The sequence below is a fragment of the Trueperella sp. genome, from assembly GCF_043424875.1.
Classification (GTDB): Bacteria; Actinomycetota; Actinomycetes; order Actinomycetales; family Actinomycetaceae; genus Trueperella.
In genome coordinates, this window is sequence record NZ_JBHWPL010000015.1 from 1 (window position 1) to 25,075 (window position 25,075).

Annotated in this window: 22 protein-coding genes and 3 tRNA genes; 21 read left to right on the forward strand and 4 right to left on the reverse strand. The window is 62.9% G+C overall.

Going from position 1 to position 25,075, the window contains the following annotated elements; all coding sequences use genetic code 11:
• Positions 1-65 precede the first annotated feature (65 nt).
• The 3 genes from ACHFFR_RS00780 (at position 66) to ACHFFR_RS00790 (ending at position 329) form a co-directional block, all read left to right on the forward strand.
• A tRNA-Gly gene (locus tag ACHFFR_RS00780) sits at positions 66-138 on the forward strand.
• Positions 139-175: 37 nt separating this feature from the next.
• Positions 176-246 (forward strand) — tRNA-Cys (locus tag ACHFFR_RS00785).
• A gap of 9 nt (positions 247-255) precedes the next feature.
• Positions 256-329: transfer RNA gene (locus tag ACHFFR_RS00790), tRNA-Val, on the forward strand.
• Positions 330-1,178: 849 nt separating this feature from the next.
• On the opposite strand, the gene ACHFFR_RS00795 is transcribed toward ACHFFR_RS00790, so the two are convergent.
• Positions 1,179-2,624: a PspC domain-containing protein gene (locus ACHFFR_RS00795; RefSeq protein WP_394262363.1), complete on the reverse strand. Its 1,446-nt coding sequence runs from the start codon at positions 2,622-2,624 to the stop codon at positions 1,179-1,181.
• Positions 2,625-2,758: 134 nt separating this feature from the next.
• Between ACHFFR_RS00795 and ACHFFR_RS00800 the strand changes: the two genes are divergently transcribed.
• Together ACHFFR_RS00800 and ACHFFR_RS00805 are read left to right on the forward strand one after the other, a co-directional pair.
• Positions 2,759-3,949: a PspC domain-containing protein gene (locus tag ACHFFR_RS00800; RefSeq protein WP_394262364.1), complete on the forward strand. Its 1,191-nt coding sequence runs from the start codon at positions 2,759-2,761 to the stop codon at positions 3,947-3,949.
• Entirely contained in the window at positions 3,946-4,599 is a 654-nt protein-coding gene (locus tag ACHFFR_RS00805; protein ID WP_394262365.1) for a response regulator, read from the forward strand. Before ACHFFR_RS00800 ends, ACHFFR_RS00805 begins: the two co-directional genes overlap by 4 nt.
• Positions 4,600-4,617: 18 nt before the next feature.
• Here the strand turns inward: ACHFFR_RS00805 and ACHFFR_RS00810 are convergent, their stop codons facing one another.
• Positions 4,618-5,991 carry an L-serine ammonia-lyase gene (locus tag ACHFFR_RS00810; RefSeq protein WP_394262366.1) on the reverse strand — a complete coding sequence of 458 codons (1,374 nt, stop codon included), beginning with the start codon at positions 5,989-5,991 and terminating at the stop codon, positions 4,618-4,620.
• 124 nt (positions 5,992-6,115) lie between these two features.
• Between ACHFFR_RS00810 and thrS the strand changes: the two genes are divergently transcribed.
• From thrS to ACHFFR_RS00890, 16 genes are all read left to right on the forward strand, one after another.
• Positions 6,116-8,131 (forward strand): threonine--tRNA ligase, encoded by a 2,016-nt coding sequence (gene thrS, locus ACHFFR_RS00815; protein WP_394262367.1) that lies wholly within the window; start codon positions 6,116-6,118, stop codon positions 8,129-8,131.
• Positions 8,132-8,138: 7 nt separating this feature from the next.
• A complete protein-coding gene (gene pgsA, locus ACHFFR_RS00820) occupies positions 8,139-8,765 on the forward strand; it encodes a phosphatidylinositol phosphate synthase (protein ID WP_394262368.1) in 627 nt (208 codons plus the stop codon).
• Complete coding sequence (locus ACHFFR_RS00825; RefSeq protein WP_394262369.1) at positions 8,762-9,736, forward strand: phosphatidylinositol mannoside acyltransferase; 975 nt, start codon at positions 8,762-8,764, stop codon at positions 9,734-9,736. Before pgsA ends, ACHFFR_RS00825 begins: the two co-directional genes overlap by 4 nt.
• Positions 9,733-10,860 carry a glycosyltransferase family 4 protein gene (locus ACHFFR_RS00830; RefSeq protein WP_394262370.1) on the forward strand — a complete coding sequence of 376 codons (1,128 nt, stop codon included), beginning with the start codon at positions 9,733-9,735 and terminating at the stop codon, positions 10,858-10,860. Before ACHFFR_RS00825 ends, ACHFFR_RS00830 begins: the two co-directional genes overlap by 4 nt.
• Positions 10,857-11,447 (forward strand): hypothetical protein, encoded by a 591-nt coding sequence (locus ACHFFR_RS00835; protein WP_394262371.1) that lies wholly within the window; start codon positions 10,857-10,859, stop codon positions 11,445-11,447. The genes ACHFFR_RS00830 and ACHFFR_RS00835 overlap by 4 nt, the downstream gene beginning before the upstream one ends.
• Positions 11,440-12,636, forward strand: coding sequence for a PrsW family intramembrane metalloprotease (locus tag ACHFFR_RS00840; protein WP_394262372.1), 1,197 nt, complete (start codon positions 11,440-11,442; stop codon positions 12,634-12,636). Before ACHFFR_RS00835 ends, ACHFFR_RS00840 begins: the two co-directional genes overlap by 8 nt.
• Positions 12,637-12,646: 10 nt before the next feature.
• On the forward strand, positions 12,647-13,186 hold the full coding sequence (locus tag ACHFFR_RS00845) for an NUDIX hydrolase (protein ID WP_394262373.1): 540 nt from the start codon (positions 12,647-12,649) through the stop codon (positions 13,184-13,186).
• Between the two features lie 48 nt (positions 13,187-13,234).
• Positions 13,235-13,993, forward strand: a complete 759-nt coding sequence (locus ACHFFR_RS00850; RefSeq protein WP_394262374.1) for a YebC/PmpR family DNA-binding transcriptional regulator — start codon at positions 13,235-13,237, stop codon at positions 13,991-13,993.
• Positions 13,993-14,619 (forward strand): crossover junction endodeoxyribonuclease RuvC, encoded by a 627-nt coding sequence (gene ruvC / locus ACHFFR_RS00855; protein WP_394262375.1) that lies wholly within the window; start codon positions 13,993-13,995, stop codon positions 14,617-14,619. Before ACHFFR_RS00850 ends, ruvC begins: the two co-directional genes overlap by 1 nt.
• A 79-nt stretch (positions 14,620-14,698) precedes the next feature.
• Positions 14,699-15,292: a Holliday junction branch migration protein RuvA gene (gene ruvA, locus ACHFFR_RS00860; protein WP_394262376.1), complete on the forward strand. Its 594-nt coding sequence runs from the start codon at positions 14,699-14,701 to the stop codon at positions 15,290-15,292.
• A 2-nt stretch (positions 15,293-15,294) separates the two neighbouring features.
• Positions 15,295-16,305 carry a Holliday junction branch migration DNA helicase RuvB gene (gene ruvB, locus ACHFFR_RS00865; protein ID WP_394262377.1) on the forward strand — a complete coding sequence of 337 codons (1,011 nt, stop codon included), beginning with the start codon at positions 15,295-15,297 and terminating at the stop codon, positions 16,303-16,305.
• 103 nt (positions 16,306-16,408) lie between these two features.
• A complete protein-coding gene (gene yajC, locus ACHFFR_RS00870) occupies positions 16,409-16,795 on the forward strand; it encodes a preprotein translocase subunit YajC (RefSeq protein WP_394262378.1) in 387 nt (128 codons plus the stop codon).
• A gap of 26 nt (positions 16,796-16,821) precedes the next feature.
• Positions 16,822-18,726, forward strand: a complete 1,905-nt coding sequence (secD, locus tag ACHFFR_RS00875; protein WP_394262379.1) for a protein translocase subunit SecD — start codon at positions 16,822-16,824, stop codon at positions 18,724-18,726.
• A complete protein-coding gene (gene secF, locus ACHFFR_RS00880) occupies positions 18,726-19,829 on the forward strand; it encodes a protein translocase subunit SecF (RefSeq protein ID WP_394262380.1) in 1,104 nt (367 codons plus the stop codon). Before secD ends, secF begins: the two co-directional genes overlap by 1 nt.
• Positions 19,826-20,380, forward strand: a complete 555-nt coding sequence (locus tag ACHFFR_RS00885) for an adenine phosphoribosyltransferase (RefSeq protein WP_394262381.1) — start codon at positions 19,826-19,828, stop codon at positions 20,378-20,380. The genes secF and ACHFFR_RS00885 overlap by 4 nt, the downstream gene beginning before the upstream one ends.
• Positions 20,381-20,428: 48 nt before the next feature.
• Entirely contained in the window at positions 20,429-22,732 is a 2,304-nt protein-coding gene (locus tag ACHFFR_RS00890; protein WP_394262382.1) for a RelA/SpoT family protein, read from the forward strand.
• Here ACHFFR_RS00890 and ACHFFR_RS00895 read toward each other — a convergent pair.
• Together ACHFFR_RS00895 and ACHFFR_RS00900 are read right to left on the reverse strand one after the other, a co-directional pair.
• Positions 22,680-23,189 carry a hypothetical protein gene (locus ACHFFR_RS00895; protein WP_394262383.1) on the reverse strand — a complete coding sequence of 170 codons (510 nt, stop codon included), beginning with the start codon at positions 23,187-23,189 and terminating at the stop codon, positions 22,680-22,682. The genes ACHFFR_RS00890 and ACHFFR_RS00895 overlap by 53 nt on opposite strands.
• Positions 23,190-23,305: 116 nt before the next feature.
• On the reverse strand, positions 23,306-24,988 hold the full coding sequence (locus ACHFFR_RS00900) for a DUF349 domain-containing protein (protein WP_394262384.1): 1,683 nt from the start codon (positions 24,986-24,988) through the stop codon (positions 23,306-23,308).
• Between the last annotated feature and the right edge of the window lie 87 nt (positions 24,989-25,075).

Here is a 25,075-nt window from a genome sequence, read left to right on the forward strand (position 1 = left end):
CGGATTAGACAACCTCAGGATTTACTCGCTATATTAGTCAAGCACTCAACGAGACGTTGACATGTGCGGACGTAGCTCAGCTGGTAGAGCACCACCTTGCCAAGGTGGGGGTCGCGGGTTCGAATCCCGTCGTCCGCTCGATGGCCAAGTGGTAGTCTTACTACTTCAACCTCCTGGTGGGTTGGCCGAGAGGCGAGGCAGCGGCCTGCAAAGCCGTATACACGGGTTCGAATCCCGTACCCACCTCTCACATCAGGGCGATTGGCGCAGTTGGTTAGCGCGCTTCCTCGACACGGAAGAGGTCACTGGTTCGAATCCAGTATCGCCCACGCATAAGCCCCGGCAAGCCGGGGCTTTTTTGTTGCCCACGTACGTGCTGCGGCCCTATCGGTTTCAGCCGTGTGCTGGCGCCCTGGCTGGTTGACTCATCCTCGGCGCCGTCCCCTCCCACAAACCGGGCACTTAACACTCATGTGGGAGGGTTGTGCTGACAAACGGGGCACTTAACACTCATGTGGGAGGGTTGTGCCGGCAAACGTGTCACTAAACACTCATGTGGGAGGGTTTTCCCCACAAACGGGGCACTAAACACTCACATGGGGCATGTTTAACGTACCCGGTATGAGTGATAACTGCCCTGTTTGCTGAGGTGCCGAGCGCGCAGCCGAGTGGCGCCGAGGGCCAGAGATGTTCTTCTTGGCCCTGAAATCTCAATCCGATATCTGAAATCTCAATTTGGTCTATGAAATCTGATTCGTGTAGTGGAGTTCGCCAATCTCCTGACAATTTTGGGACGGATCCGCCTCGATCTTCTCTATAGGGCAACATGGTGCGGGATTCGTCCCAGTATTGCGAGCCGGTGGCCCCGCGGGTGGCCAAGCGGCTCTAGGCAGCGCCTCCAACTAGTGCGCTTCCAACTAGTGCGCTTCCAACTAGGGCGCCTCGCCCTACGGCTCGGTGTGATCCGCCCCTAAGTCAGCTAAATCATGCCCGGGCGAGGCGCCTTCGCCTGCGCGATGAGGCGTCGCGAACGCGCTAGCGGCCAGCAGTAAAGACAGTGCGAGTAGGGCCATCACGATGAGCACGCGAACGTCGAGGTCGACGCCGGAGGCCCTGAGAATTCCAGCTATCGCGGTAATGAGTCCCAATGTGCCAAGTGCACTCGTTGTCACACGCATTTAATTTCCTTCGGTTTGTGTTGCATCAGGTTGTGTCTCATCAGGTTGTGTCGCATCCGGGGTGGATGCCGCCGGAGACGGGGTCGCTTCTGACCCGTCCTGGTCGGATGGATCATCATCACCAGAGCTCGCAGAGGCCTCGACCCACTCCTCGTCGGTCACGCCTTGCGGGCTCGCGCCAACCACAGTCAGCTCTCCGTAGTAGAAGTGGATGTCGACAACGCGGGCATCGTCGGGATTCTCGATGGCCGCGGGGGAGTGAAGCTCGAGGGTTTGCCCCGGTAGAACGTGAAAGCTCTCGGTAAAATAGGCGAGATCGTAACCCTCTTCAGTCACAATTGGGTCTGCTGCGGCAGTGGCTGTCTCAACCCCGCCCTGAACCACTTTCCACTCACGGATCCCTGCGTGCATGACGTTCGCGTAACCAAAGGTGTTCGAGTCCCTCGTGAGCCGATAGATAACAGCTACATCCTCGGGAACGCGCGATGCACCGGTGCCAAGGAAGAACGTGTCGACGGCGGTTGGCAGCGTTTCTTCGAAAGTCTCGGCAGGCTCTCGCTCGGTGACGTACATCAGCGACGGCACGCCGTCTTTGCCGCCCAAATTCAAGAACTTGAGGTCCTCCGCGGTGATAAAACGCGAGGGAAGCGCAAGGCTCACGAGGAGTCCCAGCACGGTCGGAATACCAACCAGCCATGTGAGGGCCGTCAGCCACGTGGCGCGCAAGCCTTTGATCCCGGCAACGAACACGCCGATCGACAGAATTGCCAGCGCGATCGACAGGGCCATGAGGATACGTGCGAGTCGGCCATCGACCACAACGAGAGCGAGTGCGAGTCCGGCAATCGCAAGTGCGACGACGAGCCGAGCGGCGCGGCCCGATATTGCCGGCGTGCTCACTCGCGGCTTGCGAACTCGTCTCGGTTGGCTTGCCGGAACAGTACGCGACCCAGTTTCGCCACCTGGCCCAGTTTCGCCGCCGTAGCTGGATTCGCCCACCGCGCTGTGAACCGAGCGCTTGCCACGCCTACGCCTGATCCACCTCACGATGACGTAGAGAAGGAGGAGAACGACGCCGATAACCACGAAGTTGAACGTAATCTGCCACCAGGTGCGCGAGATGTTCCCAAAGAAGGTCGCGAGAGTGAGGACCGCGCCGACGAAACCGATGAGGGTCATTGCCACCGCCGTCGCGACGCTCACGTCCGGATCGCGCTGCGCCCTCTCGGCGAGCACGTCCTCGGTCTCGTATTCGGGAATGAATAGCCACGCGAGGCCGTACAGCAACAGCCCGAGCCCAAACACCAGGAAGAGGAGGACGGCGAGGATGCGGACGAGCGCCGGGGCGATTCCCCAGCGATGGGCGAGGCCCGCGCACACGCCGCCAAGCAGCCTGTCGGGAGTGCGGCGTAGAGGCGCTGATCTCATCGAGTTGTAAATGTTCATGGCTTAAGTCTTCGCCAAATCCGCGCGCCCTTCGACCCCGAACACCCCTGATTTTCCCCTGATTCCTCCCCGAATTACCCTGATTTCGCCCGATTCCTCTTCCAGAAAGCGTCGGGCGGTGAGAACCTTACGGTGTGAACACCTATTCAGATCTTCTCGCCCCATGGGCCAGCGTGCGTCCGCCCCTTGGCCGCCGCGAGCCGCGCGTGCTTGCCGGTGTGTGCCGCGGCCTGTCCGTCCACCTCGGCGGTGAGGCGTGGATGTGGCGGGTCGGCTTCCTAGCACTTTCGTGGACCGTCATCGTCCCGGTGATTTACCTGGTGCTCGCCCTCACTCTAAGCAAGCACGACGACGCCGTCGCCCCCGAAAACCAACGACTCGCCAAGCCATTGGCCTCCCGCCGCGTCGATTCGTCCAAGCTCACCGTGGCCGCGCTCGTTGCGCTCCTTGCCATCACGGTGATTGGCGTCGGCATACTTCCGAGTGGCACGCTCGGTGCGTTTATCTTCCCCCTCGCCATGGTCGCGGTCGGCGCGGGTATCGCGTGGACGTATCGGGATGGGCGCTGGGGGACGATCTCTTTGATGGTGGGCCTTGCCACCGGGTCGTTCGGCGGAGTCATTTTGGTTGCCAATTCAGGGCCCAGCTCGCCGCTGTCAACTGCCATTCAAACCGGGATCGTCGTCTTGCTGGTCGCAGCAATCGTGCTCTATCCCGCTCAGATCCGCTCCGCCATTCTTGTTCAAGAGATCGATGCGAAGCGCATCCGGGAAGAGACACGCGCCGATATGGCCGCGCACTTGCACGATTCCGTGCTTCAAACGCTCGCGCTGATTCGATCCCGCGCGCACAGCCCCGAGGAGGTCCGCTTCCTCGCCCGCCAGCAGGAGCAGGAGCTGCGCGACTATCTCTACACCGACCGGCCAGAGGCAGAAACATCGCTGGCAGCCGCGCTGACGCACAAGGCGCGGGAAATCGAAGCCGCGTACGGTCAGGAGATCGACCTCGTTATTACCGGCGACGCGCCGATGAGCCCCGAAGGCCAGTCGCTCATCGAGGCGAGCGGCGAGGCGATGACGAACGCCTGTAAGCACGGCGCCGGGCCGATTTCCGTCTATGGGGAACTTGGGAACGACGCCAATGTGTGGATTCGCGACCGCGGTCACGGCTTCGACCTCGGTACGATTACGTCGGATCGCGCGGGAATCCGCCACTCGATCTACGGGCGTATGGAGCGCGCCGGGGGAGAGGCGCGCATTCGAACGCCACTGGAATCCGGTGGCACCGAAGTCCACCTGCATCTGCCCGCCAAGGAGGAATCATGAGAGTCATCGTTGTGGACGACCACGATCTCGTCCGAGCCGGGATCATCGCCCAGATCGACGCTCACGACGACATCGAGGTCGTCGGCCAAGCCGCGAGCGTGGGACAAGCCGTTGACGTGATCGCGACGACCGAGGCCGACGTCGTGCTTCTTGACGTTCATCTGCCAGGCGGCGATGGCGGGGGAGGCGCCGAAGTCATCCGGCGTACGCTGGCCGGCGCGGGAAACACGCCGAAGTTTCTCGCGCTGTCGGTCTCGGACGCGGCCGCCGACGTCGTCTCCGTCATTCGCGCCGGCGCCCGCGGCTACGTCACGAAATCGATTAACAGCGAGGAACTCATCGAATCCCTCCAGCGCGTGATGGGCGGCGACGCCGCGTTCTCACCGAAGCTCGCGGGTTTCGTGCTCGACGCGTTTGGCACGAGCGAGTCAGCGGTGGCCGAACAGGACGAGGAACTCGACCGGCTCTCGGCGCGCGAGCAGGAGGTCATGCGCCTCATCGCGCGCGGTTACACCTACAAGGAGGCCGCGGCCGAACTGTTTATTTCGGTGAAGACGATTGAAACGCACGTGTCCGCGTGCCTGCGCAAGCTCCAGCTATCAAACCGTAAGGAGCTATCGCGCTGGGCCGCCGCGCGCGGTATTGAGTAGCGCGAGAATTGAGTAGCGCTAGCACTCGATGACGTTGACGCCCACGTGAACCGCGAGTCCGCCCAGTGCGGTCTCCTTGTACTTTGCCTTCATGTCCTTGCCGGTTTCGCGCATGGTGGTGATGACGTCGTCGAGGGAGACCATGTGCGAACCGTCCCCGCGCATCGCGGTGCGGGCAGCGGCCACGGCTTTGATGGCCGCGATCGCGTTCCTTTCAATGCACGGGATTTGGACGAGGCCGCCGATCGGATCGCAGGTGAGCCCGAGGTTGTGCTCCATCGCAATCTCCGCCGCGTTTTCCACCTGCAGAGGCGTGCCGCCAAGCACGGCGGCCAGTCCCGCGGCCGCCATCGAGCAGGCCGAGCCCACCTCGCCCTGGCAGCCGACTTCGGCCCCCGAGATTGAGGCCATGGTCTTGAAGATCATGCCGATAGCGCCGGCTGTCAGGAGGTACGTGCGCACTGCGTCGGTGTCGAAATCATCAAGAAACTCTGCGCAGTAGTGCATGACGGCCGGAATGATGCCGGCCGCGCCGTTGGTCGGCGCCGTCACCACGCGCCCGCCGCCGGCGTTCTCCTCGTTGACCGCGAGCGCATAGAGCGTGATCCAATCCATCGCGCGCAGCGGGTCGTTCTTGCAGGAGGGGTCTTTGCGAAGCGAGGCATACATGCCCGGGGCGCGGCGCAGGACTTGCAGGCCACCGGGAAGCACGCCCTCGCGCGCGTATCCGTTGCGCACGCATTCTTGCATGACGCTCCAGATGGCATCCAAGCCGGCGTAGATCTCCCCTTCGGGTTGCATGGAGCGCTCGTTTTCCATGGCTATCTCGGCGATCGACATGCCGGTGCGTTGGCAGATCTCCAGCAGGTCGGCGGCGGTCTTGAACGGGTAGGGGAGGTCGTCGGTCGGGGTGACTTCCTTGTGCGCGTCGTCGGCGCTGACCACGAAGCCGCCGCCGATCGAGTAGTAGGTCTCGGTGTAGATCTCTTCGCTGCCGCGCAGCGCAACGAAGGTCATCCCGTTGGGATGCCCCGGAAGCTCGGAGCGCCCGACGAGCGCGATGTCCCCGTCCGGATCGAACGCGATCGTCACGGCCCCCTCGCCGGTCATGAGATCGAGCTGGTGGTCGGCGTGAGTAGCCTGGACGACGTCGTCAACAACCATCGGATCCACGGTGGCGGGATCGGCGCCCATGAGGCCGAGCATGACCGCCTTGTCGGTGCCGTGGCCGATCCCGGTAGCGCCGAGCGATCCGTAGAGCGTGCACATCACGCGCGTGACGTCCGCGGGCAGGCTCGTGGCGAACAGGCGCGCGGCGAGCATCGGACCGACCGTGTGGGACGACGACGGCCCGATGCCGATCTTGAACAGGTCAAAGACGCTCAAACTCATGTGACGATCGTACAGCCCTATGTGGTGCTTCACACGGGCTAAGTCGGGGGAGGTCACATGGCGCGGGTATGCTTGAGCGCGTGCGTACCTTGTCTGTGCGTACACCTATGTGGAAGGAGCCCCAGTGCCGAACCTAGTGATTGACGGAGAACAACTCGAGATTAACGAGCCCGTCACCGGCATCGAACATTTCAAGGCCAACCGCGACATCATCGCGCTGCGCGTGGATGGCGAACTCATGGATCTGGATCGTGATCTCACAACGCTCGCCGATGGGGCGAATGTTGAGGGGGTTTCAATCAACGAGCAAGATGGTTTGGATATCTTGCGCCACTCGACAACGCATGTGCTCGCACAGGCCGTACAAAACAAGTTCCCGGACGTGAACCTTGGCATCGGCCCGTTCATCACCGACGGCTTCTACTACGACTTTGGCAACATCGATCCCGTCACGCCCGAACTTCTCAAGGACATCGAGAAGGACATGAAGAGGATCGTCAAGGAAGGCCAGCGCTTCGTGCGCAGGGTGATTTCCGACGACGACGCCCGGGTGGAGCTCAAGGATCAGCCATATAAGCTCGAGCTCGTCGATATGAAGGGCGGCTCGGATTCTGACAACGATCAGGCTGCCGAGGGCGCCTCGATCGAGGTGGGTGGCGACGTGCTCACCATGTACGACAACGTCAATCGCAAGGATGAGGCGGTGTGGACCGACCTGTGCCGCGGCCCTCATCTGCCCTCCACCCGACTCATCGGCAACGGCTTCGCGCTAACCCGCTCGTCGGCGGCCTACTGGCGCGGGGACCAGGCCAACGATTCTCTCCAGCGCATCTACGGCACCGCCTGGCCGAGCAAGGACGAGCTCACCGCCTATAAGACGCGCATTGAAGAAGCCCAAAAGCGCGACCACCGCAAGCTCGGCACCGAGCTTGACCTCTTCTCGTTCCCGGACGAGATCGGTTCTGGCCTCGCCGTGTTCCACCCCAAGGGCGGCATGGTCCGCATGATCATGGAGGAATACTCGCGCAAGCGCCACGTGGAAGCGGGCTATTCGTTCGTCAACACCCCGCACATCACGAAGGCCAACCTCTTTGAGATCTCCGGCCACCTCGACTTCTACGCCGACGGCATGTACCCGCCGATGCACATGGACGAGGTCAAGGACGCGGATGGCAACATCACCAAGCAGGGTCAGGATTACTACCTCAAGCCGATGAACTGCCCGATGCATAACCTCATCTTCCGCTCACGCGGCCGCTCATACCGCGAGCTCCCGCTGCGCCTGTTCGAGTTCGGCACCGTCTACCGCAACGAGCCCTCCGGCGTCGTTCATGGTCTGACCCGCGCACGCGGCTTCACCCAGGACGACGCGCACATTTACTGCACCCGCGAACAGATGAAGGACGAGCTCACAACGCTGCTCGATTTCGTCCTGTCGCTGCTCAAGGATTATGGTCTGGAGGACTTCTACCTTGAGCTGTCCACGAAGGATCCGAACAAGTACGTCGGCGACGACGAGACGTGGGAGGAAGCGACCCGCATCCTCAACGAGGTGTGTACCGCCTCGGGACTCGACCTCGTTCCGGACCCCGAGGGCGCGGCCTTCTACGGCCCGAAGGTCTCCGTGCAGGCCAAGGACGCACTCGGGCGCACCTGGCAGATGTCAACGATCCAGCTCGACTTCAACCTGCCCGAGCGCTTCGAGCTCGAATACACCGCTTCGGATGGCTCGCGCCAGCGCCCGGTCATGATTCACCGCGCACTCTTCGGATCGATCGAGCGGTTCTTCGGTGTTCTCACCGAGCACTACGGTGGCCAGTTCCCAGCGTGGCTTGCGCCGGTTCAGGTGCGCTGCGTGCCGGTGGCCGACGCGTTCAACGACTACCTCTTCGACGTGGCCGATAAGCTGCGCGCTCGCGGCGTTCGCGTGGAGGTCGATACCTCCGACGACCGCTTCGGTAAGAAGATCCGCAACGCGTCCAAGGACAAGATCCCGTTCACCCTCATTGCGGGTGGCGAGGACGTCGACGCCGGAGCCGTCAGCTTCCGCATGCGAGATGGCTCGCAGGACAACGGCATTGCCGTCGATGAGGCAATCGAGCGCATCGTTGCCGACATCGATGCGCACGTGAATCAGTGAGGTAGCGATGCTCTCTCGTAGCGGACGCCCGCTGGGCGAATTCCTCTTCGGCCCGATCGCGCGGGGCTTGGTGAAGATCGGCGTTAGCGCGAACACCGTGACTGTGGTCGGCGGGCTCCTCTCGAGCGCGTCCGCGCTCGTGTTCTTCCCGACCAACATGCTCATCGCGGGAACGATCGTGACCACGATCCTCGTCATCTTCGACAACCTCGATGGGCAGATGGCACGGATGACGGGCACGAGCTCGAAGTGGGGCGCTTTCCTCGATTCCACGATGGACAGGTTCTCGGACTCGGCCATCTTCGTCGGACTCGCGCTGTGGGGATACCTGCACGCCGACGACGCCGCGAAGTTCGCCGTCGTCACCGGCGCCCTCGCAGCGCTCGTCTTCGGATCGATCGTGCCCTACGTGCGCGCACGCGCCGAAGGCGTGGGCTACACGGCCTCGGTGGGCATTGCCGAGCGCGCTGACCGGCTGATCATGGCGCTCATCTTGATCCTGGCGATCATCTTCGGGGCGAGCCACTGGGTGATGGGCATCGGCCTGTGGATCCTCGGTGTGCTCGCGCTCGTGACGGTCATCCAGCGCATGGTCTTCGTGTATAAGCAGATGAAGGAAGCATCGGACGCGTGAATATCGTTGGCCTCTTCCGCCGCGCGATCTGGCTCGTCAAAGTGACGCCAGAGCCCGTGGGGCGCGGTATTTTCCGCGCTATCGGCACGGTGGTTGGCTGGTCAAACATGTCCGGCTCGGTTCAGGTTCGCAAAAACTACCAGCGCGTGACGCCGCTTCGCTCGGGACTCGCGCAACGGCGCCGATCGGCCAAGGCCCTGCGCTCCTACATGGACTACTACTACGAGGCGTTCCGCCTGCCAGCGCTCTCGATCGACAGCATCGTCGCCCGGGTCCGGCTGCATAACGGAGACAAGCTCGTAGAGCACCTGTCTCAGGGCAAGTCCGCCTCAGGCTCCCTGCTGCACATGGGCAATTGGGATATGGCCGGCGCGTGGGCCACGAAAGAACTGGCGCCCACGTTTTCGATCGCCGAAAAGCTCGAGCCACCTGAACTCGCGGATCTATTCCTCGACTTCCGCCGGCGCCTTGGCCTGACGATCTATCAAACCGGCGGCGTCGGCGCGATCTCGGCACTAACCCGCGACATGCGAGCCGGCAACGCATTCGTCCCACTTCTGTGCGACCGGGACCTGTCCGCATCGGGCGTGGAGGTCACCCTCGCCGGTCATCGGGCGCGCGTCGCCGTGGGCGCGGCCCTTCTCGCTCAGCGCACGGGCGAACCGATGTTCCCGGTGACGATCATCAACGAGCGGATTGACGACGACGAGCGGGCGCGCCGCGCCGGTACACGCCACGGAATCGTGTGCGTCATTGGCGATCCCATCTACGCCGACGTCCCGCCTGAGGCTGAGGCGGACGAGCGAGAAGCCGATATCATTCGAATGAACCAGGAATGGCTCGACCAGATCGAGCCGCTCCTCCATGATCACCTCACCGATTGGCATATGCTCCAAAAGGTATTCGTCGAGGATCTCGATCCGGATCGACTCGCACGTGCTCGCCGCGCAACTCCAAAGGAAGAGATATGAGAATTGGAATAGCCTGCGGATATTCCTGGGATGTGCCCGGAGGCGTGCAATACCACTGCCGCGATCTAGCCGAGGAACTCATCGGGCGCGGGCACGACGTCTCCGTCATCGCCCCTGCTCAGGAGGAGCCCGCCGAGGATTTCGTCCATCCCGTCGGGGCGGCCATTCCGATCCGATACAACGGCTCGGTTGCGCGCCTGTCCTTTGGCCCCAAGGTCAATCGCGAGGTGCGCAAGTGGCTCGCTGACGGCGATTTCGACGTGTTGCACGTGCACGAGCCCTTCACCCCGTCGGTGTCCATGCTCGCACTGATGAGCTCCACCTGCCCGGTCGTCTCAACGTTCCATACCGCGATGGATCGCTCGCGCATTTTGGCGATGGCATCGCCGCTCGTCGTGCCCATTTTGGACAAGATTCAGGCGCGCATCGCCGTGTCCGAAGAGGCCCGGCGCACCGCCGTCCAACACCTTGGCGGGGATGCCTGGATCATCCCGAACGGCGTGTTCGTCAAGGACATGCAGATTCAGGCGAAGGACGAGCGCTTCACGGGAACCAACGAAGCCCCGACACTCGCTTTTCTTGGCCGCATCGACGAACCGCGCAAGGGCCTGCCCGTCGTCGCGAAAGCCTTCCCGGCGATCCGCAAGGGGAACCCGGGGGTTCGCCTACTCGTGGCAGGGCGGGGAGACCTCGACGTCGCCCGCGCGATGTTCGGCGAGCACGCCGAGGCGGTGGAATTCCTCGGGGGAGTATCCGATGAAGACAAGGCCCTCCTGCTCGGAAGCGCGGATGCCTACCTCGCGCCGAATACCGGCGGCGAGTCGTTTGGCATCATCCTCGTCGAGGCCATGAGTGCCGGCGCGTTCGTCGTCGCCTCAGACATCCCCGCGTTCCGCGCGGTCCTGTCCGACGGCGAGTTCGGCGTCCACTTCCGCAACGAAGATCCTGAGGATCTCGCGCGGGTCGTCAACGAGGCACTCGCCGATCCTCAGCGGCGCGAGGCGATCGCGCACGCCGGCGCCGAAGCCGCATGGCGCTTCGACTGGAGCACGGTGGCCTCCCACATCCTGTCGGTTTACGAAACTGCGATCCGTACGGCCCAGATCGAGGTGGACGACGAATGACCTGGTGGCAGATCCTTCTCCCCGTTCTGGGAATCCTGCTCGTTGTGACGGGCATCGTCGCAACGCTCAGGGCCCGCTCTCTCGACCGCGTGCACAAGAACGTCACGAAATCGCGCATCGCGCTCGAACGCGCCCTCGTCGATCGGGCGCAGGCCGCTCGGGAGGTGGCTCGCTCGGGCGTCCTCGATGTTGCAAGCGCGGTCGTCCTCGCGAACGTCGCCACCGAAGCGATCGAAGCCTCGGCGCATCCGATCGTCGACGACGGATGGGAAGCCATCGCGATCGAGGACGACGCCGGGCAAACGCTTCACACGGTGGGCCAGGAGGCGCCCGATCGCCTCATCATCGAGTCCGAACTGTCTCGGGCGCTGCGCCACAGCGTGGATGAACTCGAGGCGACGAGCCCCGAGCTTGACCACCTGCACCAAGCGCGCGTGTCCGTCCAGATGACCCGCCGTTTCCACAACAACCACGTCTCGCAGGCGCGCAGAGTTCGAAAGTCTCCACTCGTGCGTACGCTTCGCCTTCAGGGCAACGCGCCTGAACCCGTGACCGTCAACCTCGACGATCGGAGTGCTGGTGAGTAATTCCTATCCGCCAGCCGCGCCGCCTCGCAGCGCATCCATCGGAGCAAACGTCCCGACGACGTGGCAAACGGCGCGCAAGCATGGCACCACTTTCTACACCGTGGTGACCGCCGTGAGTGTCATTGGCGTGCTCGCGTTCCTCAACGTGTTGCCGATGCTCATGGGCCCTGCCGGAAGCGAAGGCTTCTTCACGTCGGCGCTCTTGGCAACGATCCCGCTCGTCGTGACGTTCCTCTTCGTGTTCTACATCGATCGGTTCGAACCGGAGCCGAAGTGGCTCTACCTCGCCGCGTTGATGTGGGGTGGCGGCATCGCCATCGTGCTTGCTCTCACGGGCAACACGTGGTGGCAATCGGAGCTCGCTCCCGCCATTCTCGGTTCGGATGCCTCGCACAACGACATCAACCGCTTCACCGCGTCGATTGGCGCTCCGATCGTCGAAGAATTCGTCAAGGGCCTCGGCATCATTTTGATCTTCTTGATCTTCCGCCGGTACTTTAACGGACCTGTCGATGGCATCGTTTACGGCGCGATCATCGGTGCCGGCTTCGCCTTTACCGAGAACATCCTGTACCTCACGGCGTACTACGACAATGTCGGAACTATTTTCAAGTTGCGATACCTCGATGGCCCGCTCAGTCACGACGCCTATACGGCGCTATTCGGCTTCTTCATCGGCTTCGTCGTGTATTCGCGCTCCAAGGCATCGCTGTTCCTGTGGATCATCCCCGCGATGGCAGGCTCCATGTTCTTCCACTTCACGAACAACGACGGCCTGTACTGGATGAGTTATGACACGTACAAGTTTGTCAACAACGTGCTGCTGGGCATCCTGATCATCGGCATCGTGGTTTACAGTCGCGGCCAAGAGGTGCAGGCTGTGCGCAACGGCCTGCGCACCTACGTGGACTCGGGCTGGGTGACGGCGCAGGAAGCCACCATGGTGCTCTCGATGCGGGAGCGCGCCAACGCGCAATCCTGGGCGGAACGCACGATGCGCGCGCAGGGCGCGCCGGCGGGTATGGGCCGGAAAGCCATGAAGAGCTTCCAGATGGAGCTCGTCCAGCTCGCGCACGAACGCACGCGCCACGAGCGCCTGAGGAACGTGGGCTCCGTCGAGTATCTGACGAGCGCGAACGACAAGCTCGCCTACATGAACCACCTGCGAACGGGCTTTAGTCTTCGGTGAGCGCTGATTGGTGACTGACGAATGGCCACTTGACGCCGATGGCTTCCCACACCGCGACGCCGGCCGGTGCGTCGTGTTCAACCCGCGCGGCGAGGTCCTCCTCATCTTGGGGCACGACATCGACGACCCCAATTACCGCTGGTGGTTCACGCCGGGCGGTGGCGCCGAAGCAGGGGAGAGCCAACGCGAGGCGGCGGCACGCGAGCTTAGCGAAGAAACGGGTCTCGTCGTCGACCCTCAGCGTCTCGTCGGCCCCGTCCTTGACCGCCGCTCGACGTTCCACTTCCTACGCGTCACGCGCAAGCAAGACGAGCTGTTCTACGTCGTGAGCATTGACGAGGACGAGCAGGCGCGGATCGACTCGCGCGCGCACGTTACCCTCACCGATCAGGAAAAGACGTTGCTCGATGACATGGCGTGGTGGGACCTCGACGATCTCGCGGCCGCCGTGCGCGCCGGAGACAACGTCTTTCCCGTGGGGCTCGCCGACATGGCACGGCACTGGCGCGATGGGTGGGACGGCCAGATGCTCACCCGCATTGAGGAATAGCCCGGCGGGGGCGGTACAATACCCCCAGACCATTCGAAGGGAGCTTTTGTGGCAGGACATTCCAAGTGGGCAACCACCAAGCATAAGAAGGCAGCCATTGACGCCAAGCGCGGCAAGCTGTTTGCACGCCTCGTGAAGAACATCGAGGTGGCAGCTCGCACCGGTGGCGGCGACCCTGATGGAAACCCCACCCTGTACGACGCCATTCAGAAGGCGAAGAAGAACTCCGTGCCGAACGACAACATCAACCGCGCCGTCAAACGCGGTTCCGGTGAAGACGGCGGCGGCGTCAACTACGAATCGATCATGTACGAGGGATACGGCCCGGGCGGTGTCGCCATCCTCATGGAGGCGCTCACGGATAACCGCAATCGCGCCGCGACTGACGTGCGCGTGGGTCTGACCCGCAACGGTGGATCACTCGCCGAGCCGGGCTCCGTGTCCTACATGTTTAACCGCAAGGGCGTTGTGGAAGTGGATAAGGATGGCAACGATGAGGACGAGCTCCTCATGGCCGTCCTTGATGCCGGCGCCGAGGAAATCAACGACGAGGGCGAGGTCTTCGAGATCATCTCGGAGCCCAACGACGTCGTCGAGGTGCGTAAGGCCCTGCAGGCAGCAGACGTCGACTACAACTCTGCTGAAGTCCAGTTCGTCCCCACCGTCAAGGTTCAGGTGGACGTGACCACGGCGCGCAAGGTGATCGACCTGCTCGACGCGCTCGAGGACGTGGACGACATCCAGAACGTGTTCTCCAACGTCGATATTTCGCCCGAGGTGGCTGCCGAACTGGAGGCAGACGCCTAGTGCGCATCATGGGCGTCGATCCCGGCATGACGCGCTGCGGCATCGGGATCGTTGAATCGAACGGCGGCCGTCGAATTTCGATGGTCGCCGTCGATGTTGCCCGCACGAAACCAGAGATGGCTCCGCACCATCGATTGCTCATGATCTGGAACGCGATCGAGCACGCGATTAAGTTCTACAAGCCGGACGTGCTCGCCGTCGAGCGCGTCTTCGCGCAGGAAAACGTGCGTTCGGTGACTGGCACGGCCCAGGTGGCCGGCATCGTTATGCTCGCGGCGGCCCAGTCGGGTCTGCCGCTGGGCATGCACACGCCGTCTGAGGTTAAGGCTGCGGTGACGGGCAACGGGCGCGCGGAAAAGGCGCAGGTCCAGCTCATGGTTCAGCGCATCCTCACGCTTGATGAGCCGCCGCGCCCGAGGGATGCGGCGGACGCGTTGGCTATCGCGATTTGCCACGCGTGGCGAGGCGGCGCGCTCCATATGGAGGACACGGACCGTTCCCAGCACGGCGGCGCGGGAATGCTGCCACGCGCAGAGGGGGAAGACCTCACGCCCGCTCAGCGCATGTGGGCGAACGCCGAGCGCCTCTCGCGCAGGCACGGAGCGGTGGAGCCGAAGAAACCGTAGTTTCTCGTCTCTAGGCGTGCCTTGACCGGGGCGGGCGCCGAGCCACTACAATCAAACACGTGTTCGAATCGGAGGAACGATGATTGCATCTTTGCGCGGACCGGTCATTCGGATCACGGCACAGGACGCCGTGATTGAAGCCGGGGGAGTTGGCTACCTTGTTCTAGCGACGCCCGATACGCTCGCTGGTCTTCGGATCGGCGAGGAGGCGTTTGTGCACGTCTCGATGGTCATCTCTCGCGAGAACGAGCAGACCCTGTTCGGGTTTTCCGACGACGACGCCCGGGAGGCCTTCGAGGTGCTCAAGACCGTCTCCGGAATCGGCCCGAGGTCTGCTCTCCAAATTCTCTCCGCCCTGCCACCCAACGATTTGCGCCGCGCAATTTCCACCAAGGACGAGGCGGCGCTCGTGCGCGTCCCCGGGATCGGCAAGAAGACGGCGCAGCGCATGGTCCTCGAACTCGAGGGCAAGCTAGGCCCCGTCGTCGGCGATGTGCCGGCGTCCTCGCCGTCGTCGGACACGGATTCTGACGTCTTGGACGCGCTGGTACAGATGGGCTGGAAGGAGCACGACGCGTCCGTGGCTCTCGCCGAAGCGCACAAGAAGATCCCTGATGGCACGGTTGCGCAGCTCCTGCGCGGGGCCCTTCAAATTCTTGGTCAGCGTAGGTAGTGATGAACGAATACACGAATTCAGACGCCGGCGATATCGAGCGCGCGCAAGAGGCCGCGCTGCGTCCCAAGGTTCTCGCCGAGTTCGTCGGCCAGGAAGTGGTGCGCCAACAGCTCTCGCTCGTGCTCGAAGCGGCCGTGCGCCGCGACACTCCGGCCGACCACGTCCTCCTGGCGGGCCCGCCCGGACTGGGCAAGACGACGCTCGCGATGATCATTGCCGCCGAGATGAACGGCGCGTTGCGCCTGACCTCAGGCCCCGCCATCCAGCACGCCGGCGATCTGGCCGCCGTGCTTTCCTCGCTCCAAGGGGGCGATGTGCTGTTCATCGACGAGATTCATCGCCTTGCCCGCACGGCGGAGGAGATGCTCTATCTGGCGATGGAGGATTTCCGCGTGGACGTCATGGTAGGCAAGGGCCCGGGCGCCACATCGATCCCGTTGCCGCTGCCACCGTTCACGGTTGTGGGCGCGACGACGCGCGCGGGCATGCTCCCGGCGCCGCTACGCGACCGCTTTGGATACACCGCTCAGCTCGACTTCTACTCGGTGCCCGAGCTTGCCACGATCGTCGAGCGCAACGCGATCAAACTCGACGCCGAGCTGACTTCCGAGGCTGCCAGCGAAATCGCCTCGCGTTCGCGCGGCACGCCGCGTATCGCGAACCGCCTCCTGCGCCGCGTTCAGGACTGGGCGCAAGTGCGCGGCAGTGGAATTCTTGATATCGAGGCCGCGATGTCCGCCCTCGAGGTGTTCGAAGTGGATGAGAAGGGGCTCGACCGCCTCGATCGCGCCATCCTCGATGCTCTGTGCACTCGCTTTAACGGCGGCCCGGCCGGGCTGAGCACGCTGGCCGTCTCGGTGGGTGAAGAGAAAGACACGGTGGAGGTGGTGGCGGAGCCGTACCTCGTGCGTGAGGGATTCATCGTTCGCACCCCGCGCGGGCGTATGGCCACCGATCTTGCCTGGAAGCACCTTGGGCTCACCCCGCCAGACGCAACGCTGTTCTTTTAAGCCGGTTTCGTGACTGGCTCCACCGCGCTTATTCTTTAGTCGCCTCGTCTTTGTGAGTAGACTCGTCAAGTTAACGTGAGAAGGAAAGAGAGGCAGACCAAGCATGGAAATGATCATTTTGATCGTCATGATGGTGTTGCTGTTTTGGTTTATGAGCCGCGGCGCACGCAAGACCCAGCAAAGGCAGATCGAACAGCGTAACGAGGCGCTCGTCGTCGGAAATAACGTCGTTACCCAGGCCGGATTCCTCGGCCGCGTGGTGGATATCGACGGCGATGCTGTGACCCTCGAGTCGCCCTCGGGCGAAGAATCGGTCTGGCTGCGTACGGCCATCGTCGCGCAGATGGATATTCCACTGGGCGACTCCGGTGAGGACACGGACGGCTACGTTGCGGACGAGTCCGATGACCTCCCGCAGCCTGGCAGCGGCCGGATTACCAACACGTCGCCCTTTGTTGACGACGACGGTAACCCCACAAGTCAGAAGTAATTCTCGGCGCAGTTCAAAGGAAGACCGTGTCTCTATCTCATGAGGAAGAGGACGATCAGCCCAAACCGATTCGGCGGCTGATCGTCCTCGCCATTGTTCTTGCGGCCCTGCTCGGCTCGCTTATTGCAGGGACTCTCACCACTGACAAGTCCCGCTTCACGCCCGATCTGGCCTTGGACCTCGAGGGCGGCACGCAGATTATTCTCACGCCCGTGACCACCGACGGCTCCGAGGTGACGAGCCAGGATATCCGCGAGGCGATCAACATCATCCGCCAGCGCGTGGATGCCACGGGCGTTGCCGAAGCAGAGATCACGGCGCAGGGCGGTTCGAACATCATCGTGTCCCTGCCCGGCCAGCCGAGCCAGGAGACGCTCGATCTCGTTCGCACGTCGGCCGTGCTTCGCATGCGGCCCTCGCTTACGATCCTCGACCCGGCTCCGTTGGATGCCGCTTCCGTGGTCAGCACACTTGGCCCCGACGGCGAGGGCATGGATCCGGCGACGATGACGCCCGACGAGGTCGATGCGGCTATCCGCCAGCTCGCAGATATCGACGGCGACGGCGAACTGGCAACCGAGCCCGTGCAGGAACCGGCCAACCCCTCTGACCAAGCGTGGATCACCGAGCAGCTGCTCTACGAGGCGTACACGCTCGACTGCACGGTCCCCGATACGCGTCCCGCCTCGGAGACGGACAACCCGAACGCCGGCGTCGTCGCCTGTAGTCTCGAAGATCAGACCAAGCACGTTCTTGGCCCGGCCGAGCTCGACGGCTCGAATCTTACGACGGCCTCGTCCTCGCCGGCGACCAACCAGCAGGGTGTGCCGACCGGCGGGTGGGCAGTGAACATGTCCTTCGATTCCGAGGGCGCTCAGATCTTCGCGGACGTCACCGCGCGGCTGGCCACCTTGCAGTACCCGCAAAACGCGTTCGCGGCCGTGCTCGATGGCAACGTCATTTCCTTTGCAACCGTCAGCTACACGATCGCGGGCGGCGAGGCACAGATTTCTGGAAACTTCAACGCCGATCAGGCTGCGGCACTTGCCAACCAGCTGAAGTTCGGCTCGCTGCCGCTCCAGTTCGAAGTCCAATCCGAAGAGCAGATCTCGGCAACGCTCGGCTCCGAGCAGTTGACCTCCGGACTCATCGCTGGCGTGGTCGGCCTGCTACTGATCGTCCTCTACATGATCTGGCAGTACCACGCCCTCGGCGCGATTGCCGTGGGATCGATCCTGCTCTCAACGGGCACCTCGTATCTCATCATTTCGCTGCTCTCGTGGACGATGGGGTATCGCCTGTCGATGGCGGGCGTGCTCGGCATTATCATTTCGATCGGCGTGACGGCGGATTCGTTCATCGTCTACTTCGAGCGAATCCGAGACGAGATCCGAGATGGCCGATCGATCCCCGCAGCCGTTGAGCGCGGCTGGAACCGCGCCAAGCGAACGATTATTATTTCCGATTTCGTCAACCTCGTCGCGGCCGTCGTGCTGTACTTCCTTACGGTGGGTTCGGTGCGCGGATTCGCGTTCACACTCGGTGTGACGACGCTGCTCGATTTGTTCATCGTCACGATGTTCACCTACCCGCTCATGACCCTCATCGCCAAGACGTCGTTCTTTGGCGAGGGCAAGCGCGGATCGGGCATGGACCGCATCAAGCTGGAGGCCGCGCCGCGCTATCGAGGCCGCTCGCTGCCGTCGTCGTCGGCGAAAAAGCCGAAGCCGAAGAAGAGTAAGTCGATGGTGACGTCGGATGGCGTGGAGATCCACGACTACGAGCTGCCAGACGCGCGGTTCACCGACGCGGGAGCGCCCGGGTTCCAGGCCGACGATTCAGACCTCAAACCGGGGGAGTCGCTGGCGAAGAAACGCGCGCGGCAACGCCGTGAGGCGCGCAAGGCTCAGCAGGACGGGGAGGACGCATAATGTCAATGTACTCTGTGGGTAATTCCCTTTACACGGGCCGCCGCTCGCTCAACATCGTCGGGCGCCGCAAGGTCTGGTTCTCCGTGGCGATCTTCTTCGTTCTCGCCTCGCTCGCATCATTCTTTATCCGCGAACCGAACCTCGGAATTGAGTTCCGCGGCGGTTCGCAGTTCACGGTCTCGGGCACCGAGCTCTCCGAACACCAGCCCGCCTACGACGTGATCTCGGAGGTCTCCGACTCCGTGCCGCGTGTCTCGAACGTTGGCCAAGAATCCGTGCGCGTCCAGACCGAGGAGCTCGGCGACCAGGCCACGCAGGATGTGCGCCGCGAACTCGCCGAGGCCTACGGCGTCCAGGAAAGCGAAGTGACCTCCACGTTCATCGGCCCCTCGTGGGGTCAAGACATCTTGGCGCAGGCGATCCGGGCAATGATCATCTTCATGGTGGCGATCTCGATCGTCCTCATGGCCTACTTCCGATCGTGGACGATCGCCGTGGGCGCGATCGGCGCTCTGCTTCACGACTTCGTGGTCACGCTCGGTGTGTACTGGGTGCTCGGCCTCGAGGTTACGCCGGCGACGGTCATCGGCCTGCTGACGATCATGGGCTATTCGCTCTACGACACGGTGGTGGTGTTCGACAAGGTTCGTGAGAATACGACGGAGCTGACCGAGCAGCACGAGTTAACCTATGCCGAAGAGGCGAATCTCGCGATCAACCAGACGTTGATTCGCTCGCTCAACACCTCGATCACCGGCATTTTGCCCGTCCTGGCCGTGCTCGTGATTGGCGTGTGGATCCTCGGAGCCGATACGCTGCGCGATCTGTCACTCGTCATGTTCGTGGGCATGTTGCTCTCCGCCATCTCGTCGATCTTCGTGGCCGCGCCGTTGGCGGTTGCGCTCGCCGAGCGAAGCCCCGAGATCCGCGCCCACACCGAAGAGGTTCTTGCCCGCCGCGGTGAGAACCCAGATCCACTACCTGATACCACTGAGAGGGCGACGAAGCCCTCCGGTAACATATCGACCGAACGTGTAGCCGGTGGCCATCGCGGCCAAGGCGCACAGCCCAAGCGACAGAAGAAAAAGAGGAAAAAACGATGAGCAGTGACGCCATCTTTCCAGAAGACACCGTTGAACTTGTGAAGTCTCACGTGCGAGAAGTCGATGACTTCCCGGCACGCGGGGTGCTCTTCCGTGATATCACGCCACTAATTGCAGACGGCGAAGCATTCTCCTCGCTCATCCAGATCCTGGCTGACCGATACCGTGGCAAGTGCGACGCCGTCGCCGGCCTCGAGTCACGTGGATTCATCCTCGGCGCTCCACTCGCTCACGAGCTTGGCGTGGGAATGCTGACGGTGCGTAAGGCTGGGCGTCTGCCCGGTCCGGTCGTCAGCGTTGACTACGACCTCGAGTACGGATCGGCTCGCATGGAGCTTCAGCCGTTCACGGTCGAAGACGGCATGCGCGTTCTTGTGATCGACGACGTGCTTGCGACCGGCGGCACCGCGGGCGCGGCGTTCCACCTCATCGAGAAGGCCGGCGGCAAGCCCGCTGGTCTGTGCGTGCTGCTCGAGCTCACCGAGCTCAACGGCCGCGGCTACCTCGGCGAGCGCTACGAATACCCCGTGGAGTCCGTTATTTCCTACTAGGGGCGCTGACCAGCGTGACTGCAGGTCACGTTGGCGTATAATCACTACATGGAAACACCATCGGTTCAAGATCAAGAGCCGCGAATTCGTTCGCGACTATCGTGGCTCGGGCGCAGGAGCGATACTCCTGCGCTTCTCGAACCGCTCATGCGCGCCATCGGCACACGCAAACTCGATAAGGCGCGCATCATTCGCGCCTACGTCACGGCCGAGAACGCGCACGAGGGTCAGGCGAGGAAGTCTGGCGAGCCGTACATTACCCACCCGGTCGCGGTCGCCACGATTCTTGCCGAGCTCGGCATGGATGAGGACACGCTAGTCGCGGCGCTCTTGCATGACACAGTGGAGGATACGAGCTATTCGCTCAAGCAGCTCCAGCGCGACTACGGCAATACGGTGGCGCTCCTCGTCGACGGCGTGACGAAGCTGGACAAGGTGGAGTACGGCGAGGCGGCTCAGGCGGAAACGGTTCGCAAGATGGTCATTGCGATGGCCAAGGACATCCGCGTTCTGCTCATCAAACTCGGCGATCGCCTGCACAATGCGCGCACGTGGAAGTACGTGGAGTCGGGATCGGCTCAGAAGAAGGCGCGCGAAACACTCGAGATCTATGCTCCGCTGGCCCATCGCCTCGGAATGAACTCGATCAAGTGGGAGCTTGAGGATCGCTCCTTCAAGGAGCTCTATCCGGCCGTCTACTCAGAAATCGAGCGGATGGTTCAAGATCGCGCGCCCGAGCGCGAGCGCTATATCGCGCAGATGAAGACAGAGCTGGAGCGTGAGCTTCAAAAGGCCCGGATCAAGTGCACGATCTCTGGGCGCCCGAAGCACTATTACTCGATCTATCAGAAGATGATTCTGCGCGGGCGCGATTTTGAAGATATTTACGATCTGATCGGCGTGCGCGTGCTGGTCGAGGAGATTCAGGACTGCTATACGGCGCTTGGCATTGCCAACTCGCTGTACGTGCCCGTGCAGGGGCGCATTAAGGATTACATCGCATCGCCCAAGTTCAATCTGTACCAGTCGATCCACACCACCGTGTTGGGCCCGGGTTCGAAGACCGTTGAGATTCAGATTCGCACCTTCGATATGCACAAGCGCGCCGAGTTCGGCGTGGCCGCGCACTGGCGTTACAAGGAGAATCCGAGCGCTGCGAAGCTCGACGAGAGCGCTCAGGCCGACACCCAGCTCGAGTGGCTGCGCCAGCTCGTTGACTGGCAGCGAGAGACCGCCGACCCGAAGGAATTCCTCGATTCGCTGCGCTACGAGATGTCGGGCTCGCAGGTCTACGTGTTCACCCCGATGGGCGAGGTCATGGAGTTGCCGAGCGGATCGACGCCGGTCGACTTCGCCTACGCCGTTCACACCGAGGTCGGGCATCGAACGGTCGGCGCGAAGGTCAACGATAAGCTCGTGACGCTCGATCACCGCCTCGAATCTGGCGATAGCGTCGAGATCATCACCACCAAGGCCGAGGATGCGGGCCCCTCTCAGGGCTGGCAGGAGTTCGTGGCCACGCCGCGTGCTCGCTCGAAGATCAAGTCGTGGTTTACTAAGTCGCGCCGAGAAGAAGCGATCGACCAGGGCAAGGACAAGCTCGCGAAGGCAATCCGCCGCAAGAACGAGCCCGTTCAGCGCCTCATGTCGCACGAGACGCTCAAGGCTGTCGCCCAAGACCTTTCGCGATCCGACGTCACCGAGCTCTACGCGGCGATCGGTGAGGGGACGATCTCGGCGGAGACGGTGGTCCGGCGGCTCATATCGAGCCAGGGCGGGCGCGCCGGCGTCGAAGAGACGATGGCCGAGGCAGTCACGCCCACGCGTATTCAGCACCAGCAGATCGGCGCGACGTCGTCCGCCGTCGTCGTCTCCGATATGGAACAGACGGACGTGCTCGTCAAGCTCGCCAAGTGCTGCACGCCCGTGCCGCCGGACGAGATCGTCGGGTTCATCACCCGCGGGAACGGCATCTCCGTGCACCGCAAGGATTGCCGCAACATGCGTTCGCTGCGCCGAGAGCCGGAGCGGTTCATCGAGATCGCGTGGGCCGATGACGCCGATGGCAACGTCTACCTCGTCCAGATTCAGATCGAAGCACTCGATCGCAAGGGGCTCCTTGCCGACATCACGCGGGCGCTGTCCGAACACGACATCAACATGCTCACCGGTTCGATGAATACGTCGAATGAGCGCGTGGCGCGGTTGAACTTTACGTTTGAGATGGCCGATCCCCATCACCTTCAGCAGGTACTCAGAGAGATCCGCAAGATCGAGGGCGTGTACGACGCCTATCGGCTCACTGGCTCGGAGAAGGCCTCGCTACGCCGAGATCGCGAGGCAACTGGCTAAGGATCGCGCGCGCTCGCACGATCCTGCCCAGCGATCGGCGCGTGGCAAGCTTTTCGATGTTCCCCACGCTCGTCCCGGCCCGCACCAGCGCACAGATGTACTCAATGGCGTGATCCTCGCGGTGAATGAGCAGGTCGAGGGCGGTTCGTTCGAGGCTTGTGACCTGCTGGCCGCCGATCACGACGAGGTCCTCGCGCGGCACCTCCCGCGCAATGTCGATCTGCTCGGCCAGCGGTGGAGTGTGAAGTCCTGTATGGACCCACAGGGCGCTCTCGCGGTGGAGTACGCCGTCCGAATACTGCATCGCGAGGATTCTCCCGCGATCGGCAGGGGAGCGGGTGAGGTCAATCCCCACGAATCCGATGGTTCCCAGTTCGACCATCAGGCCTTCGCGGGCGAGGCAACGCCCGCCGTGCCAGTCGGCAAGGCTTACGGGTTCGAACACGTGGAGGCTCATGTGACCAGACCATCACACAAGCTAGGCGTCCTGCGCGCTCTACCCACACATGTGGACAACGAAGCGGGGGCCGTCGCCGGCCTCCGCTTCGAGTTGGAAACTATTCGAGCTGGATATTAGTCGTCCTGGACTGCTGCGAGCCAGGCCTTGCGCGCCTGGAGCGCGTCCTCGTATTCCTTGACCTTCTTCTCGTCGGCTACGGCCTTGGCCTCAGCGATCTGCTCTTCGAGCTCATCGATGAGGCTCTGGAGCTGCTCGGCCATACCAGCGGAGCGCTCGTCCTTTTCAGGATCGGACTTCTTCCACTGCTCGGATTCTGCGTTGCGGATCTGGTTCTCAATATCGCGCATGCGGCCCTCGGTGCGCTGCATGTCGGCGCGCGGCACGCGGCCAATCGCATCCCACTTCTCGCCGATCGCGCGGATCTGAGCCTTCGCGTGATCAATGTTCGTCACCGGGACGAGCTTCTCCGCCTCGGCCAACAGCTCGAGCTTGAGATCGCGGTTGGCCGCGAACTCCTCATCGAGTTGACTGTTAAACGCGTTGCGGGCCTCGTAGAAGTGGTTCTGCGCGGCCGAGAACCGCTCCCAGAGCGCGTCGTCGTCGCGCTTGTTCGTGCGACCAGCGCGCTTCCACTCAGACATGAGATCGCGGAACTGACCCGAGGTCGGGCCCCAATCCGTCGAATCCTGAATCGCCTCGGCGCGTGCGATGAGGTCTTCCTTGCGTGCCGTGACTTCCTTACGCTCCGCGTCCTTGCGTGAGAAGAACTGGCGGCGGTGGCGATCGAAGGTCGTGCGCGCGGAGGAGAATCTCTTCCACAGTGCCTCTTCGGAGGGGCGATCGATGCGCGGGGAGTGTCGCTGCGCGTACTTCCACTGGTCGAGCAGGTTCGTGAGTTCCTGGCGGGAGTTCTTCCAATGCGTGCGCTGGGGATCCTGCGCCGCAACGGCCTCGGCAGCCTCCACGATGGCCGTGCGCTCCTCGAGCGATTGCTTCTTGGCCTCTTCGCGCTCGGCCTTAACCTGCTGACGGCGCTCATCGGCCGTTCCCTCGAGGGTTTCCACACGCTGGCGCAGCGCGTCAACATCGCCGACGACGGCCGGCTCCTTGAGCTGATCCTGAAGCGACTTGATGGACGCGTTGATCTCCTCGGGGGTGATGTTCGCGACGCGCGCCTCGAGCAGGCTCACCTGATTTTCCAGATCGAGATAGCGGCGAACGTAGAGGCCCAGCGCATCCTTTTCGTTGCCGTCCACGGCATACTGGCCGACGACGCGCTCAGACTCGGAGCCTGAGGCGCGAAGCCAGACATTGCCCTCGTCATCCACGCGGCCCCACTTCGCGGCTTCGGCAGCGGCGGCGTCGTCGATATCGGGCAACGGCGCTGCAACGCGCGCGGGCGTCGGGCGCTTGGGGGTCGGCGGCGGGGTAGGAGTGCGCTCGGTGGTCGGAGCCTCGTCAGTCTGCGGAGTTTCGGGCGTCTGCTCAGCCTCCGGGGTGACAGGGGTCTCGGGTGTCTCTGGCGTCTGCTCAGTCTCCGGCGTCTGCTCAGCCTCCGGGGTCTCGGGGGTCTGGGGCGTCTGCTCAGCCTCGTCTGCCTGCTGCGGCTCGTCTGCCGCGGGCTCCTCGGCCTCGTTCACCTCTGGCTCTTGGGCCGGGTCCACCTGCTGTTCATCGGTGCTCACGTCAGCCGCATCTGTGGCGGTGTCAGTCTCGACAACCTCTGGGATTTCGGTTGCTTCTTCTGGCTGCTTCGGAACATCGGTGTTCGTTGGCTGGTTCGTGGGCTCGGTCATGAGTTATCTCCTCAGTAGACGGGGTTGGCCAGTGGCCACACCGTGCGCGTTATCACAGGGTAGTCTACGCGCTTCGGCACAATATTT